The 14,496-nt window shown below is 53.0% G+C and carries 17 protein-coding genes; 9 read left to right on the top strand and 8 right to left on the bottom strand.

Features of this window, described 5'->3' with window-relative positions:
- Positions 1 to 235: 235 nt before the first annotated feature.
- From HYU99_08450 to HYU99_08410, 9 genes are all read left to right on the top strand, one after another.
- Positions 236 to 433 carry a helix-turn-helix domain-containing protein gene (locus tag HYU99_08450; protein ID MBI2340377.1) on the top strand — a complete coding sequence of 66 codons (198 nt, stop codon included), beginning with the start codon at positions 236 to 238 and terminating at the stop codon, positions 431 to 433.
- Positions 434 to 510: 77 nt separating this feature from the next.
- On the top strand, positions 511 to 1,677 hold the full coding sequence (aroC, locus tag HYU99_08445; GenBank protein MBI2340376.1) for a chorismate synthase: 1,167 nt from the start codon (positions 511 to 513) through the stop codon (positions 1,675 to 1,677).
- Complete coding sequence (locus HYU99_08440; protein ID MBI2340375.1) at positions 1,674 to 2,201, top strand: shikimate kinase; 528 nt, start codon at positions 1,674 to 1,676, stop codon at positions 2,199 to 2,201. Before aroC ends, HYU99_08440 begins: the two co-directional genes overlap by 4 nt.
- An 84-nt stretch (positions 2,202 to 2,285) precedes the next feature.
- The gene (aroB, locus tag HYU99_08435; protein ID MBI2340374.1) at positions 2,286 to 3,350 is read left to right on the top strand and encodes a 3-dehydroquinate synthase; all 1,065 of its coding nucleotides are present in this window, start codon (positions 2,286 to 2,288) and stop codon (positions 3,348 to 3,350) included.
- Between the two features lie 184 nt (positions 3,351 to 3,534).
- A complete protein-coding gene (gene aroQ / locus HYU99_08430) occupies positions 3,535 to 3,987 on the top strand; it encodes a type II 3-dehydroquinate dehydratase (protein ID MBI2340373.1) in 453 nt (150 codons plus the stop codon).
- A 142-nt stretch (positions 3,988 to 4,129) separates the two neighbouring features.
- Positions 4,130 to 4,906, top strand: a complete 777-nt coding sequence (locus HYU99_08425; protein ID MBI2340372.1) for a hypothetical protein — start codon at positions 4,130 to 4,132, stop codon at positions 4,904 to 4,906.
- Between the two features lie 105 nt (positions 4,907 to 5,011).
- Positions 5,012 to 5,245 (top strand): helix-turn-helix transcriptional regulator, encoded by a 234-nt coding sequence (locus HYU99_08420; protein ID MBI2340371.1) that lies wholly within the window; start codon positions 5,012 to 5,014, stop codon positions 5,243 to 5,245.
- 5 nt (positions 5,246 to 5,250) lie between these two features.
- Positions 5,251 to 6,498, top strand: coding sequence for a type II toxin-antitoxin system HipA family toxin (locus HYU99_08415; protein MBI2340370.1), 1,248 nt, complete (start codon positions 5,251 to 5,253; stop codon positions 6,496 to 6,498).
- Positions 6,499 to 6,653: 155 nt separating this feature from the next.
- On the top strand, positions 6,654 to 7,199 hold the full coding sequence (locus HYU99_08410) for a hypothetical protein (protein MBI2340369.1): 546 nt from the start codon (positions 6,654 to 6,656) through the stop codon (positions 7,197 to 7,199).
- A 95-nt stretch (positions 7,200 to 7,294) separates the two neighbouring features.
- On the opposite strand, the gene HYU99_08405 is transcribed toward HYU99_08410, so the two are convergent.
- The 8 genes from HYU99_08405 to HYU99_08370 form a co-directional block, all read right to left on the bottom strand.
- The gene (locus HYU99_08405) at positions 7,295 to 7,804 is read right to left on the bottom strand and encodes a hypothetical protein (protein ID MBI2340368.1); all 510 of its coding nucleotides are present in this window, start codon (positions 7,802 to 7,804) and stop codon (positions 7,295 to 7,297) included.
- Between the two features lie 243 nt (positions 7,805 to 8,047).
- Positions 8,048 to 9,304, bottom strand: coding sequence for an adenosylhomocysteinase (locus HYU99_08400; protein MBI2340367.1), 1,257 nt, complete (start codon positions 9,302 to 9,304; stop codon positions 8,048 to 8,050).
- 81 nt (positions 9,305 to 9,385) lie between these two features.
- Positions 9,386 to 10,549, bottom strand: a complete 1,164-nt coding sequence (locus HYU99_08395; GenBank protein ID MBI2340366.1) for a methionine adenosyltransferase — start codon at positions 10,547 to 10,549, stop codon at positions 9,386 to 9,388.
- Between the two features lie 71 nt (positions 10,550 to 10,620).
- Positions 10,621 to 12,387, bottom strand: a complete 1,767-nt coding sequence (gene ptsP, locus HYU99_08390; GenBank protein ID MBI2340365.1) for a phosphoenolpyruvate--protein phosphotransferase — start codon at positions 12,385 to 12,387, stop codon at positions 10,621 to 10,623.
- Entirely contained in the window at positions 12,377 to 12,646 is a 270-nt protein-coding gene (locus tag HYU99_08385) for an HPr family phosphocarrier protein (protein MBI2340364.1), read from the bottom strand. The genes ptsP and HYU99_08385 overlap by 11 nt, the downstream gene beginning before the upstream one ends.
- A gap of 116 nt (positions 12,647 to 12,762) precedes the next feature.
- Positions 12,763 to 13,152: a hypothetical protein gene (locus tag HYU99_08380; protein MBI2340363.1), complete on the bottom strand. Its 390-nt coding sequence runs from the start codon at positions 13,150 to 13,152 to the stop codon at positions 12,763 to 12,765.
- 2 nt (positions 13,153 to 13,154) lie between these two features.
- The gene (gene aroE, locus HYU99_08375; protein ID MBI2340362.1) at positions 13,155 to 14,015 is read right to left on the bottom strand and encodes a shikimate dehydrogenase; all 861 of its coding nucleotides are present in this window, start codon (positions 14,013 to 14,015) and stop codon (positions 13,155 to 13,157) included.
- Between the two features lie 100 nt (positions 14,016 to 14,115).
- Positions 14,116 to 14,496 (bottom strand): riboflavin kinase (locus HYU99_08370; protein ID MBI2340361.1); only part of this gene is annotated, 381 nt, incomplete at its 5' end.

The following is a 14,496-nucleotide window of genomic DNA, read 5'->3' as shown; positions in this document are numbered from 1 at the left end:
TATAGATTAAATATAATTTATATTAATTAAATAATAAATTTAAAAAAATTTAGAACAAATATCTTGACGTTTACCACAAAATTAGACATATATTAGATAATTGACTACTAATGAAGGAGGCAAGCGAATCATCCGGCTTTGCCGGTGATTCGCGCGGGGTTTGGGGCCATTTGAGGCCCGAAATAAATCAATGCGAGTAGCAACAAACGGGCCGAAAGGGCCCCAAATATAATCAATGAAAAACAATGTACGCAAGATTCGGGAGGAGTTGTTGATGAGCAAGGCGGAACTGGGGCGAAAGGCGGGGCTTTCGGCGCTGACGATCGACCGCGTGGAATCGGGAATGGATTGCCGGATGGACACGAAGCGGAAAATCATTCTCGCGCTGGGGTTGAAGCTGTCCGACAAAGACAAGGTGTTTCCCGAGAGTTGATTTTGACTTTTGAAAGTTAAGTCGATACCTTGAAGCCCACGCACCCAGCGTGGGTTTTTTGTTTGAACTATGTCTTTATGATTAGATATCTCACAGCCGGTGAATCGCACGGGCCGGGATTAACGGCCATTCTCGAGGGAATGCCGTCGGGCCTTTCCCTGTCCCTCGATCCGATCAACACTCAACTGGCGCGGCGCCAGATGGGATACGGCAGAGGCGGCCGGATGAAAATCGAGGCCGATCAGGTGGAAATCACCTCCGGCGTGCGCCATGGGGTTACGCTCGGATCGCCGATTGCCTTATGGGTGGCCAACCGCGACTGGAAAAACTGGGCCGAAGAAATGGGCGTCATGCCCGGCGATTCCGGTCTTAAGAAAAAGGTTATGTGCCCCCGGCCCGGCCATGCCGATCTCGCGGGGGGGCTCAAATACGATCATCGCGACTTGAGAAATGTTCTTGAACGGGCCTCCGCCCGCGAGACCACCATACGGGTCGCCATCGGGGCGATCTGTAGGACGTTCCTGTCCGAATTCGGCGTCAAAATTGCCGGCCATGTCACCTGTATCGGCGGCGTCGAGGCCTCTCTTTCCGAACTCCCTTCCCTCGATGAAATCGCCCAACAATCAGAGGCCGATCCGGTCCGTTGCCTCGACCCCGCGGTGTCCAAAAAGATGGTCGCCAAGATCGACGAGGTGAAGCGAAAAGGGGACACCGTCGGCGGGATTTTTGAGGTGATTGTCGCAAATGTGCCCCCCGGCCTGGGGAGCCATGTCCAATGGGATCGAAAACTCGACGGACGGTTGGCGCAGGCGCTCTTGAGCATTCAGGCGATCAAAGGGGTGGAGTTCGGGGTTGGATTCGGCGAGGCGCGTCGCCCCGGTTCCGAGGCGCACGACGAGATTTTTTATGACGGGCAAAAGCGCCGCTTTTATCGCAAGACCAACCGGGCCGGAGGACTTGAAGGGGGGATGACCAATGGAGAACCGATTATCATCCGCGCCGTGATGAAGCCGATCTCCACGCTCTACCGCCCCCTTCATTCGGTGGATATACAAACCAAGGAAGCGATTGAGGCCTCGGTGGAGCGCTCCGACACCTGCGCCGTTCCGGCGGCAAGCGTCATTGCCGAAAACGTGGTTGCGTTTGAAATCGCCCGGGCCTTTCTGGAAAAATTGGGCGGCGATTCGCTGGGGGAGGTGCGAAGAAATTACGAAGGGTATTTGGAACAAGTGAGGAATTATTGAAAAAAAACATCTACCTCACCGGTTTCATGGGAACGGGCAAAAGCACCGTCGGGCGGCTCTTATCGGTCCGGATTGGGATTCCGTTTCTCGACACCGATGCCCAGATCGAGCTGGAAATAGGAACAACGATCGACCGGATCTTTGCCAAAAAAGGGGGCGAGGAGCTCTTTCGCGAAAAGGAACGGGAGGTGTTGCGCCGTCTTCATTTCCGGGCGCCCCTGGTTGTCGGGTGCGGCGGCGGAATGGTGTTGAGCATCCTCAACCGCGAAGTCTTGAGGCATGGGATCTGGATCAATCTTTCCGCTTATCCGGCAACCATTATGGAACGGATCGGACAGGCCCAAAGCCGGCCGCTTCTGGGAAAAAAGGTCAAACGCAACGAGGTGGAGGAACTTTTCCAGAAGAGAAAACCGTATTACGATCTGGCCCCCCATCAGGTTGAGACCGATGGTTTAAGCCCGGAAGGGGTTTTGACCCCGGTTCTTAAAATAGTTTTAATGCAGTCTCTGCGGACCGGCGTATAAGTAGAATGACACTTTTTGTCCAAGTCCCATGCGCTTTTAGAGTGTCACCCTGTGTATGCGCTACGCAGTAGTCCACCACCGGCCATGAAAACAATTCGAGTCCCCTTCGGCAGTCGGAGTTACACGATCACCATTGGCCGTGGGGCCGTTCGCGATCTGCCGCGGGGGTTGAAAAAACATCTCCCCTCCGGCCGCTTTGTTGTCTTGACGAATCGGACGATTGCCCGGCTCTACCGCTCCCGGATTGAGCGAATCTTAAAAAGAACGAAACCACTCGCCTGGATTGTCATCCCGGATGGAGAGCGTCACAAAAATCTGAAGACGGTGGCGGGGATTTATGACCGTCTCGTGAAGGTTCAGGCTGACCGGAAAACAGGGCTTGTCGCCCTGGGAGGAGGGGTTGTCGGCGATATCGGGGGGTTTGTCGCCGCCACCTGGTTGCGGGGCATTCCGTATATTCAGGTTCCGACAACCCTCCTCGCGCAGGTCGATTCCAGCGTCGGCGGAAAAACCGGCGTCGATCTCCGCTCCGGCAAAAATCTGGTCGGGGCCTTTTATCAGCCGGCATGGGTGCTGATCGACACCGATTTTTTAAAAATCCTTCCGCGCCGCGAGTTTTTGTGCGGTCTTGCCGAGGTGGTCAAATACGGCGTCATCCGGGACAAACAATTTTTCGGGTATCTGGAAAAAAATATTGGAAAGATCTTGAACCTCGATCATAATGCGCTGGAGAGAATCATCGGCCGCTCCTTAAAGATCAAAGCGGAAATTGTCTCAAAGGACGAACGCGAAAGGGGTTTAAGGTCGCTTTTGAATTTTGGTCATACCCTCGGCCACGCTGTCGAGACCCTTTCCGGCTACCGGAAGATCCGTCATGGCGAGGCGGTGAGCCGGGGGATGGTTTATTCGGCCATCCTCTCTTACGAGCGCGGCCTTTGCCCGATGGCGGAGGTGAGCCGGCTCTACAATCTGTTGAGAAAAACGGGTCTGCCGGTCCGGTGGCCCGCCTATTCGAAGAAGGCCTATGCGCGGGTGATGGCGGCAGACAAGAAGGGGGTCGGAAAGAAAATACGGTATATCGGCATCAGAGGGATCGGGCGGGCGGCTGTTTTGCCGCTGACGGCGTGGGAAATTTTGCGGTATTTGTGAATTACAGAACAGGGAAATGTTTTTATGAGATCGTTTTTGTTCCCCCGCCCGCCGGGCAACCAATTTTGCGCAAGGCGATATCGGGAAAACGAGGCCCGAAAAGGGCGAGCGATGCGTACCCCCAACGATAAAGCGGGCTTACAAAAACGATGAAACAAAAATATTTTCCTGTTCTGTAATGGATATGATCAAAAAAAAGAAACTTAAAATCCTCATTATCCACGGTCCCAACCTGAATCTCCTCGGCGGGCGCGAAACGTCGGTGTATGGCAAAACGACGCTCAAAGAAATCGACGCCCTTCTGAAAAAAAAGGGAAAGGAACTGGGGGTCGAGGTCAGATCGGTGCAGTCGAACTCCGAAGGGGAGCTGGTGGAAAAAATCCAGTCCGCGGGAAAAAAATTCGACGGCGTCGTGATGAACCCCGCCGCCTACACGCATACCAGCGTGGCCCTGCGCGACGCCGTCGGGGCCGTTTCCATCCCGGTGGTGGAGGTGCATCTCTCCAACATCTACCAGCGCGAGGATTTTCGGCATCATTCGTTTATCGCGCCGGTGGCCCGCGGACAGATCTGCGGCTTCGGCGTGAACAGTTATTTGCTCGGCCTCGAAGCGGTGATAAAATTGGTAATGGCTTAGGTGGTTCAACAGCAAACGAAGAGAGTCCTTTTGGCGAAGCAATTTTCGTTCCCGCCGGCCACATCCGCCGGCGAGACAAACCACCTCAGAGCGGCTTATGAAAATTGCGACGACAAAAGAACTCTCTTCGTTTGCAAGATAAATGCTTGACCTTAGCGCCCAAACCAAAAAACTCAGAGAAGTCGCCTCGAAGCTTTTCCAAAAAAACCGGTACGAGCGCGTGATCAACGATTTAAAGGAGCTGGCCCTTCAGAGGCCGGACGACATGCGCATCAAAATGCGGATGGCCGAAACCTGGTTCCGCGCCAAGGATATCCCCAGGGCCATTCAGACCTACCGGGAGATCGCCGACCTCTTTGAGCGGCAGAACTTCATCCTCAAGGCGGCGGCGATTTACAAGAACATCCTCAAACTTGAACCCGGGTTGGTCGAGATCAACGTCAAGCTGGCCGAACTCTACCAGAAGCTGGGTCTGCAGGCGGACGCCGTCAATCAATACCGGATCATGGTCGAGAGCTATTCCGCCATGGGGGACAGGGACAAGATGATTGCAACCTGCAGAAAACTGGTGGAGCTGGATCCCGCCCCGGCCAACCGCCGCAAACTGGGCGAAATCTATCAGATGCACGGAATGGCGAAAGAGGCGGTGGAGCAGTATGAAGCGCTCGCGCGGGAATACCGCCTGGGGAAGCAATACGACGATCTTTTGCGGGTCTATGAACTCATTCTGCCGCACAAGGGGGACAATCAGGCGCTGATCAAGGACATCTGCATCCTCTACCTTCGGCGGCAGGAGCCCGACCATGCCATCCGGACGATGGAACGCTTTAAGCTGGACGGAGAGCCCGCCTTCGCTGACCTCTACGACAAGGCCCGCCAGATGAGGGAAATTTTAAGAAAGCAGGGGGGGAGGCCATAGTAGTTTCCCGATCGGGAATAATACAACCAAAAAGGGCTTTTTTTACCGATCGGGATAATTATATCTATTCTTGACAAAATTTTCCCGTTCGGGAATATTACGTCTATGCCCTCAAATAGCGACAAGAAGAACATTGTTCGCTCAACGACCGAACTTGGCGCCCTGATTCGTCGCGTGCGAAAGGAACAGGGGCTGACCCAGGCTCAAGTGGCGGGTTTTTGCAATGTTGGCCTCCGTTTTTTTTCGGAACTTGAAAACGGGAAGCCGACCGCCCGTCTCGAGTTGGTGCTCAAGGTGATTAAAATACTGGGCCTTAACCTGGCGCTTGAAAAAAGATGATCGCGATGACGAAAAAACTTTTTGTTTATTGGGAAAGCCGACTGGTCGGCGTGTTGTGGCTGGACGAACAGGGAGAGTATGTTTTTCAATATCAACCTGCCTGGCTGGCAAAACCCAATGCCTTGCCCATTTCCCTCCAATTGCCTCTCAAAGCCGATGCCTATGAAAACAGTCTCTCAAGGCCTTTTTTTGCCAATCTGCTTCCAGAGGCGGAAGTGCGCCGGTTTTTGGCGGCCCGGTATGGAATTTCGGTGGGAAATGACTTCGGGCTTCTTGTGGAAATCGGGGGAGAATGCGCGGGCGCTCTTTCTTTGTTGCCGGAGGATACCCGGCCGACCGGGAAGGGGGAATATAAGAAAATCACCGAAAGGCATCTCGATGAAAGACTTGCCGAAATGCCGAGCCGGCCGCTCTTGAGCCCCGAAGGGGGAGAACGCCTTTCACTGGCCGGCGCCCAGAACAAATTGCCGGTTACCATGAAAAACGGGGAGCTCTTTCTGCCGCTCGGCTCTTATCCCAGTTCCCACATCCTCAAACCGCAAATCCCATCCTACGAAGAGACCGTTGAAAATGAGGCATTTTGCATGATGCTCGCGCAAAAAGCGGGGCTCGATGTCCCGGACGCGGCCGTTTATCAAACCCCAAACAGCAAACTCCTGTCCGTTAAAAGATACGACCGCAAGGCGGATGAAAAAGGAAATCTTGTCAGGCTCCACCAGGAGGATTTCTGTCAGGCTTTGGGCCTTATGCCGAATCAAAAATACGAGAATGAAGAAGGACCGGGGTTTAAACACTGTTTTGATCTGCTGACGGAAAATTCCAATGACCCTATTCGGGACAAAACCCGCCTTATCCGATGGGCTGTTTTCAATTATCTGATCGGCAATGCCGATGCCCACGCAAAAAATATTTCCATCATGATTACACCGGACGGTTTCTTTCTTGCGCCCTTTTACGATTTGATGTCGACAAACGTCTATGAAAGGTTGGACACCAAGTTTGCCATGAAAATCGGCGGAAAATACAAACGCCGGGAAATTTCCGGAAGACACTGGGACCGGTTTGCCGAGGATGCCGGGGTTAAAAGCGATGTAGTCCGGCAGGCCGCCCTTCATCTGGCAAAAGAACTTCCAGTAGTTGCAAAAAATCTGGGGGATGATTTTATCGGAAAGTTTGGAGGCAGGGCAATGATCAACAAGATCTGCGATTTTATTGGGAAAGAATCCCGATTGCTCACCGGTGTTTTAAGGTAAAGATGCCTCCCGTCTCCGGGAGCCCTTTTAAGTCCCCTCCTGCCAACTCGCGAGGTAGCGTTCCTGTGACCTTATATCGAGAGGGAAAAAAGAGGAAAGGTAGAAAGACAATCCCCATTGATTTTACTGAATAGGACAAAAAATCTGTTTTAAAAATGAAAAAAACAATCCGACAATACCTGGAAGAGATAACAGAGTCTGTTGCTATCAATGAAGGTCAGAAAATCGAAAAAGTCTGTGCTTTTGGTATAAAAAGAGTGACTGAACCTAATGGTTGGCAATACAGACGATACCCTAACTTGTGTATCAACTGCTTTGCATATGCTTTTGGCCTTGGTGAGTCTGATTCGTATCGTGAGTGTGCTTATGATGATGCATTAAAAGAACAAAATAGACAATTTGCCAATTCGAATTTTGTAAAATTTCTCCTGAAACATTCGGTTATTTATTCCACGGATAGCGTTTCAACGGGAGATGTAATTATCTATTGTGATAAGGAAGGCCAACCCAAACATGCAGGTATAGTAAGCAACCTTTCAGATACGATTCGTTCCAAATGGGGAACACTTTCTATATTTGAACATGAAAAATGGCAAGTACCGGAATCCTATGGTGCTCAGGTCAAGTATTACAAGCCGTTGGCCCTAGAAATTGTGGAAGAAAAATTTTTTCAGTGGGTCGAAAAACAGATTGGACCGTGACGTTTGGGAAAGGATGGTCCCCAAATTTGAAATCCAATTTGGTTGCTGGTCTCATGTCAGGACCCGACCCCGGATGTTTTTCGGACTAGCAGTTTCTAATGACTTTCCAATCCCCATCGTCGGACGCACAGATTATATGATTGCTCGGCCTTATTGCGGTTTGTGCTTGTATCCCATGAACTAAATGCCTCTTTATAAAGCTCTCTTTTCCCCTCCAGAAAATTGTTTCTCCATCCCTTTTCATTCCACTCCTCTTGGCTTACGACCTCGGGATAATAACATTCTGGGGGGCTTAAATTTAAAACAAGACATGACCTACGACCACAATCAATTCCTTCAGTACCCTTCCCAAGAATACATTTGATTTTCTCAAGCTTATCCAGGCAACCGGGAGGATAAGAAACTTGAGAAGCTTTTTCTCCTTCACACTTCAACTGAATATCAAAATTTAGCATATAATATCGGCCCGCTGTTTTTATCTCTTGTAGCTTTGCATCATAGGCAAATTTTTGGCATAGAGACCGGACCAATGTTGGCCGTATTCCAAACCATCCAAAAAAAATAACTGCTAATCCGATAAAAATAATCAATTTTGCTTCTTTCATGTTATGCCCTGCTTTTTTCGATATTCGTAACTGTCCAACCGTTCAGGTAAAAATTCAATAGTTTTTTCCGTCAAACAAGGATAAATTTTCTTCTGTGCCCCGCACCGGATGGTTTTCAAAAAACAGACCGAAATTTTTGTGGGATGATGACGGTTTACATCGCCCTGGTGGGGGCATATGCCGCCGACAAGGAGATCAGAAGATGGATGGGAAACGAGACTCCTTCCAAAGGGGGGGAAGGCCTTAAGTTCCCTCTTGCCAGCTTGCAAGATACCGTTCCTGCTCGGGGGTGAGGACGTCGAGCTTGACCTTCATCGACTGGAGCTTCAGTTTCGAGATGTTTTTGTCGATTTCGGCGGGGACGACATAGACCTTTTTTTCGAGGCTTTTGTGGTTTTTTGCCACCCACTCGGCCGCCAGCGCCTGGTTGGCAAAGCTCATGTCCATGACGGAAGAGGGATGGCCTTCGGCGGAGGCGAGATTCACCAGCCGCCCCTCAGCCAGAAGATTCACCCGGCGGTTGCCGGGAAGTTTGTATTCCATGACAAATTCGCGGATCTCCCGCTTGCCGATGGCCATTTTTTCCAGCGCCTCGATGTCGATTTCCACATTAAAGTGACCCGAGTTGCAGACGATCGCCCCGTCCTTCATGATTTCGAAATGCTCCTTCCGGATGACCTGCTTGTTTCCCGTAACCGTGCAGAAAAAGTCGCCGATGCCCGCCGCTTCATTCATCGGCAAAACGCGGAATCCGTCCATGACCGCCTCCAGCGCCTTAAGCGGGTCGATCTCGGTGACAATCACGTTGGCCCCCATGCCGTGAGCGCGGGAGCTCAACCCCCTCCCGCACCAGCCGTAGCCGGCCACCACAAAGTTGGTCCCCGCCAAAAGACGGTTGGTGGCCCGGATGATGCCGTCGATCGTCGACTGGCCGGTGCCGTAACGGTTGTCGAAGAAATGCTTGGTCTCGGCGTCGTTGACCGCAACCACCGGAAATTTAAGGACCTTGTCGTTGGCCATGCTTTTCAAGCGAATGACGCCGGTGGTTGTCTCCTCCGTCCCGGCCCAGACGTTGGGAATGAGCTCGGTCCGTTTGGAATGGAGCGTGGAGACGAGATCGGCGCCGTCGTCCATGGTGATGTTCGGCTTTAAGTCGAGCGCCGCATGGATGTGTTTGTAGTAGGTGTCGTTGTCCTCGCCGCAGATGGCGTAGGTGGGGATTCCAAAATCGTTCACCAGCGAGGCGGCCACGTCGTCCTGCGTGGATAAGGGGTTGGAGGCGCAAAGGGCAACGGCGGCCCCGCCGTCCTTTAATGTCCGCATCAGCGAGGCGGTTTCGGTGGTGACATGCAGGCAGGCGGCGATCCGCACGCCATGGAGAGGCTTCTCTTTCAAAAAACGGTCACGGATCAGATTCAAAACGGGCATGTTCTGATTGGCCCATTCGATCCGCAGTTTCCCTTTTCCAGCCAGTGATGAATCTTTGATGTCGGAGTTCATGGGGGGCGTCGCTCGTTGCTCGTCGCTCGTGGCTCGTCAAAGATAAATTTCGAGTCACGAGATACGAGTCACGAGATACGCTTATTTAATAAGGCTTTTCAGCTTTTCCACCTTACCGGTTTTCTCCCACGTAAATTCCGGCTCCACGCGGCCGAAGTGGCCGTAGTTGGAGGTCTTGCGGTAGATCGGCCGGCGCAAGTTCAGCTCGCGCATGATGTTGGCCGGCTTGAAGCTGAAAATCTCGCGGACCGCCGTCTCGATTTTTTCGTGCGGGATCTTGCCGGTGCCGAAGGTGTTGACCATCAGCGAGACCGGCTCCGGGTACCCGATGGCGTAGGCCACCTGCAGTTCACAGCGGTCGGCCAGTTTTGCAAACACAATGGTTTTGGCGACATGGCGGGCCAGGTAGCAGGCGCTTCGGTCCACCTTTGTCGGATCTTTTCCCGAAAAGGCCCCCCCGCCGTGGCGGCCCATCCCTCCGTAGGTGTCGACGATGATCTTTCTGCCGGTCAGGCCGCAGTCGCCGTGCGGGCCGCCGACAATGAAACGGCCGGTCGGGTTGACGAAATAGCGGGTGTTGGATTTCAGCAGTTCTTTGGGAAGGACCTTTTTGATCACGTTTTCAACGACCGCCTCCTTGATGGTCTCGTGGGAAACATGGGGGGTATGCTGGGTGGAAACAACCACGGTGTCGATCCGCACCGGCTTGTCGTTTTTATACTCGACAGTCACCTGGGATTTTCCATCCGGCCTCAAGAATTTCAGCTCTCCCTTTTTGCGGGCCTCGGAGAGGCGATGGGTCAGGCGGTGGGCAAAAGCGATGGGCATCGGCATCAGCTCGGTGGTTTCATTGCAGGCGTAGCCGAACATCAGCCCCTGATCACCGGCCCCCTGTTCCTTGAAAAGCCCTTCCCCCTCCGTCACCCCCTGCGAAATATCGGGGGACTGTTCGTCCAGCCGCACCATCACCTCGCAGGTGGCGGCGTCAAAGCCGATTTCCGGATCGGTGTAGCCGATGTCGCGAACGACGCTACGGACCAGCGGAACGACATCAAGTTTTGATTGGGTGGTGATTTCACCCGCCACGACGACCAGGCCCGTGGTTGCCAGCGTTTCACAGGCGACGCGGGAGCCGGGATCATCCTTCAGGCAGGCATCCAGGACGGCATCGGAGATCTGGTCGCAGACCTTGTCCGGATGCCCCTCGGTCACCGATTCGGAGGTAAAAAGATAACTGTTTGACATAAACTTGCTCCTTTCTGTGGGTGCCGGCCTTCCTCTATAGGCTTTCTTTTTGGGTGTCAAATTGAAATCCCCTATTGAAAGTATTCCGGAAACAGCTCTTGCATCCTCGTCTCCAGCGTCCTTTCCGAGTCTTTGTACGAATCCGAGGCCAGAACGTCGCCCAGGATTTTTTGGGCATCGGTTAGTCTGCTCAACCGCAGGATTTTTTTCAGCTTGGGAATGGAGGCCGGATTCATGCTCAACCGGTTGAAACCGATGGCGATCAACAGAAGAAGATAGAGAGGCTCCCCCGCCATTTCGCCGCACAGGGTTACTTCCTTGCCGAATTTTTCGGCGCCGTCGACAATCTGTTTCAAGATCCGGATGACCGAGGGGTGAAGCGGGTTGTAGAGATACGAGACCAGTTCATTGGTCCGGTCGACCGCCAAAAGGTACTGGATCAAATCGTTGGTCCCCACCGAAAAAAAATCGGCCTCCCGCGCCAGAAGATCGATCTCCATGGCGGCGGAGGGTGTTTCGATCATCACCCCCAGCGGGACGCTGTCCGGGCATCGGATTCTTTTCTTTTTCAAATCGTCTATTGCCTCGTGGACGATTTTTTTGATCTTCATGAATTCATGCGCCCCGGAGATCATGGGGATGCATATTTTCAAATTGCCCGCCGGGGAGGCCTTGAGGAGCGCCCGTAGCTGGATATCAAACAATCTTCGCTCGCGCAGACAAAGGCGGACCGCCCTCAATCCCATCGCCGGGTTCAGCTGGTCGGCATAATCGTTTTGGGAGGAAAGCTTGTCGGCGCCGAGGTCGATGGTGCGGATGGTCACCTCGAGAGGATTCAATTTCTTGAGGATGGTCCGGTAGATTTTTTCTTGTTCCTGTTCGGGGGGTGGGGCGGGGCGGTCCAGAAAGAGAAACTCGGTGCGGTAGAGGCCGATCCCCTCGGCCCCGTAGGCCCTGACGAAATTCACTTCATCCGGCAGTTCCACGTTGGCCAGAATTTTGACGGCGGAGCCGTCCAGGGTTTTCGATTCAAGCCGGGCCTCCTTCTTCATCCTCTGGTCGACGGCCAGGCGCGTTTTTCTGGTTTTGTGGAATTTTTCCGTTTCGAAAGGCCTTGGGTTGACGATGACCTCTCCGGTTTCTCCGTTGATGAGAAGGGGGGCCCCCTCCACCACCCAGTCGAAGATGCCGTCAACGCCGACCACCGACGGAATTTCAAGCGACCGGGCGACAATGGCGGTGTGCGAATTGAGCCCCCCCCTCTCGGTCGCGAAGCCGCCGATTTTATAGCGGATGAGCTGAAGGGTTTCGGCCGGGGAGAGGTCATAGGCGACGATGATCGACCCCGGCGGGACTTTTTTGAGCGGACCCGGCCCCTGGCCTGCGAGGTTTCGCTGAATGGCGCTTTCGATGTAGTCGATGTCGTATTTCCGCTCGCGAAGATACGACTGGCTGATTTTGGAAAAAGCCTGCCGGATCTGGCCGATTGTCTTGTTTATGGCCCATTCAGCATTGATATGCTCTTTTTCAATGGTCAAAACCGTATTGCGGACCAGCAATTCGTCCTGCAGAAGAAGGATGTGCGAATCGAGAATGGAGATGTTGTCCCGGCTGTCGATCCGGCAGAGTTTCGACTTGATTTCGTCCATCTGGCTTTTGCACTGGATCAGCGCCTTTTTAAACCGCTGGATCTCGTTTTTCGCCTCGCTGTCGTTGATCCAGTATTTGGGAAAAGAGACCGACCGGCTACCGTAGAGAAGGGCCTTCCCGATGGCAAAACCCCGCGCGACGGGGTCCCCCTTGAAGATGCGCCTGGATTTTTTATTTTTACTTTTCATTAAAACCCTTTGCGACAAGGGAGACGAGCCTCTTTATCGCGGAGGAGGCGTCCGGCCCGCTCGCTTCCACGGTGATCCGGCTCCCGCAGGGGGCCGCAAGCATGAGCAGGCCCATGATGCTTTTTCCGTTCACCCGGTGTTTGCCTTTAGTGACGAAAATTTCCGCCTCAAACAGGTTGGCGGACTTCACAAACAGCGCCGCGGCGCGGGCGTGCATCCCCAGTTTGTTGACGATCTTGACGGTTGTGGAGGTAGTCATTTTAGTTGGGGCCCCGAAGGCCCTTTAAGGCGACTACTCGTGTTTGTTATATTTTTGTCGGGCCTTCGATGGCCCCAAACCCCGCGCGCACAACGGGCAAAGCCCGATTGTGCGCTTTATTTTATTTTGACGCGGCAGATGTGTTCGCGCCCGTATTTTTCAATGAACGGGGCAAGCCGGCCCAAAGGCATTGTCTTGTTGACGGCGGCGAGCTTCACCAGCATGGCCATGTTGAACCCCGTGACGAGCTCGACGGCCCCTTTTTTAAGAAAACGCCTGCAGGTATTGCACTGGGTCGAGCCGAAAAAATCGTACAGGAGAAGGACTCCATTTTTAGAGTTGACCTTTTTGATGGCTTTTTTCAGGGCGTTTTCCATCCGCGCCGGAGGACTGCCCGGTTTTAAAATGACGGAGCCGAATCCGTCGAGGCGCCCCAAAAGACGGCGGGCCGTCTTGAGCATTTCAAGCGCCTCCCGGTTTTCGGATACCAAAACGATTCCGACCATGCTCACCCTCTACTTTTTTTCAACGCCTCAAGCAACACCTCTTTCATCACGGAAACGGGGGCCTTTCGGCCCGTCCACATCTCAAACGCAAGCGCTCCCTGATAAAGAAGCATACCCCACCCGGGATGGGTTTTCAGTTTCAGCTGTTTTGCCTTTTTAAGGAGGGGGGTCTCCAGAGGGGTGTAGACGATGTCCGAGACAATCGTCCTCTTTGGCAATTTGTGCAAAGGGAGGGGCCAGAGCCTTACCCCCTTCATCCCCATGGAGGTGGCGTTAATCAGCAGATCGGCCAGCGACCAGTAGGCGATGTCGATATTTTCCAGCGAAGAGGCGGTGTAGATGGTCCGGGGGAATTTTTTGCCCGTTTCTGAGGCGAGATCGTGCGCCTTTTTGGCCGTCCGGTTGATGATGAACACTTCATGGGCGCCCGCCAGGCCCAAGGCGACGGCAATCGCCCGGGCAGAGCCGCCGGCCCCCAAGAGAATGACATGTCTTCCCTTGACGTTGTATTTAGCTTCCTCTTCCAGTGAACGAATGTATCCGGGGCCGTCGGTATTTTTGCCGATTGGTTTTTTGCCCTTGACGACAACCGTGTTGACGGCGCCAATGAGCCTCGCCTCGCGCGAGAGGGAATCAAGAAAGGGGATCACCGCCTGTTTGTGCGGGATCGTGGCGTTAAAACCGGCGATCCGCCGGCGGGAGAGCGAGGAGAAAAAATCGGGAAGCTCCTCATTGGTGACCGGAAAGGGCATATAGAGATAAGGGAGTTTCAAATGGGAAAGGGCGGCATTTTGCATGAGCGGGGAGAGGGAATGCGAGACGGGGTTGCCGATAATGCCGAGGATTTTGAGTTTCTTTTTCATTTTCTTGCAAAACATTGAATCATTTTTGTTTCATCGTTTTCGCAAGCCCTGCGGGCGGGAGCAAAAACGATTTCACAAAAACGATCCAATGTTTTGCCTTTCACAAATTCCAAGGTTTTTCCCTTCGCCATATTCTCTTCGCTGTTTTAATGTCCTTCCGGATCTGCCGGACCAGTTCTTTCGGATTTCGGAATCTTTTTTCGCCCCGGATCCGGCCGATAAAATAAAGCCTCAATTTTTTTCCGTAGATGTTTTTTCTGAACCCCAAAATATGAGTTTCGACGGAAAGCCTGTTTTTGCCGAATGTGGGGTTACAGCCGATATTCGTGGCCCCCTTGAACTTCCCGCCGCCGATTTCGACCCGTGTCGCATACACCCCTTCGCGCGGCATCAATTCGCCGTCTGTTTTCAGGTTTGCGGTCGGAATTCCCAGGCCTCTCTTTTTTCCTTTGACCACTTTTCCATCCATAAAAAAGGGACG

It is taken from the genome of Deltaproteobacteria bacterium (assembly GCA_016183175.1).
In the GTDB taxonomy this organism is placed as follows: Bacteria; UBA10199; UBA10199; order UBA10199; family SBBF01; genus JACPFC01.
Note: the sequence above shows the minus strand (reverse complement) of the source record. Positions and strands in the feature narration are given on the sequence as shown.

Bases quoted from the DNA above. Each gene is read 5' to 3' on its own strand.
- aroQ (MBI2340373.1), top strand. From the start codon at position 3,535: ATGATCAAAAAAAAGAAACTTAAAATCCTCATTATCCACGGTCCCAAC.
- HYU99_08400 (MBI2340367.1), bottom strand. From the start codon at position 9,304: ATGAACTCCGACATCAAAGATTCATCACTGGCTGGAAAAGGGAAACTG.
- HYU99_08415 (MBI2340370.1), top strand. From the start codon at position 5,251: ATGACGAAAAAACTTTTTGTTTATTGGGAAAGCCGACTGGTCGGCGTG.
- HYU99_08410 (MBI2340369.1), top strand. From the start codon at position 6,654: ATGAAAAAAACAATCCGACAATACCTGGAAGAGATAACAGAGTCTGTT.
- HYU99_08425 (MBI2340372.1), top strand. From the start codon at position 4,130: ATGCTTGACCTTAGCGCCCAAACCAAAAAACTCAGAGAAGTCGCCTCG.
- HYU99_08450 (MBI2340377.1), top strand. From the start codon at position 236: ATGAAAAACAATGTACGCAAGATTCGGGAGGAGTTGTTGATGAGCAAG.
- aroE (MBI2340362.1), bottom strand. From the start codon at position 14,015: ATGAAAAAGAAACTCAAAATCCTCGGCATTATCGGCAACCCCGTCTCG.
- HYU99_08405 (MBI2340368.1), bottom strand. From the start codon at position 7,804: ATGAAAGAAGCAAAATTGATTATTTTTATCGGATTAGCAGTTATTTTT.
- HYU99_08395 (MBI2340366.1), bottom strand. From the start codon at position 10,549: ATGTCAAACAGTTATCTTTTTACCTCCGAATCGGTGACCGAGGGGCAT.
- HYU99_08385 (MBI2340364.1), bottom strand. From the start codon at position 12,646: ATGACTACCTCCACAACCGTCAAGATCGTCAACAAACTGGGGATGCAC.
- aroC (MBI2340376.1), top strand. From the start codon at position 511: ATGATTAGATATCTCACAGCCGGTGAATCGCACGGGCCGGGATTAACG.
- ptsP (MBI2340365.1), bottom strand. From the start codon at position 12,387: ATGAAAAGTAAAAATAAAAAATCCAGGCGCATCTTCAAGGGGGACCCC.
- HYU99_08380 (MBI2340363.1), bottom strand. From the start codon at position 13,152: ATGGTCGGAATCGTTTTGGTATCCGAAAACCGGGAGGCGCTTGAAATG.
- aroB (MBI2340374.1), top strand. From the start codon at position 2,286: ATGAAAACAATTCGAGTCCCCTTCGGCAGTCGGAGTTACACGATCACC.
- HYU99_08420 (MBI2340371.1), top strand. From the start codon at position 5,012: ATGCCCTCAAATAGCGACAAGAAGAACATTGTTCGCTCAACGACCGAA.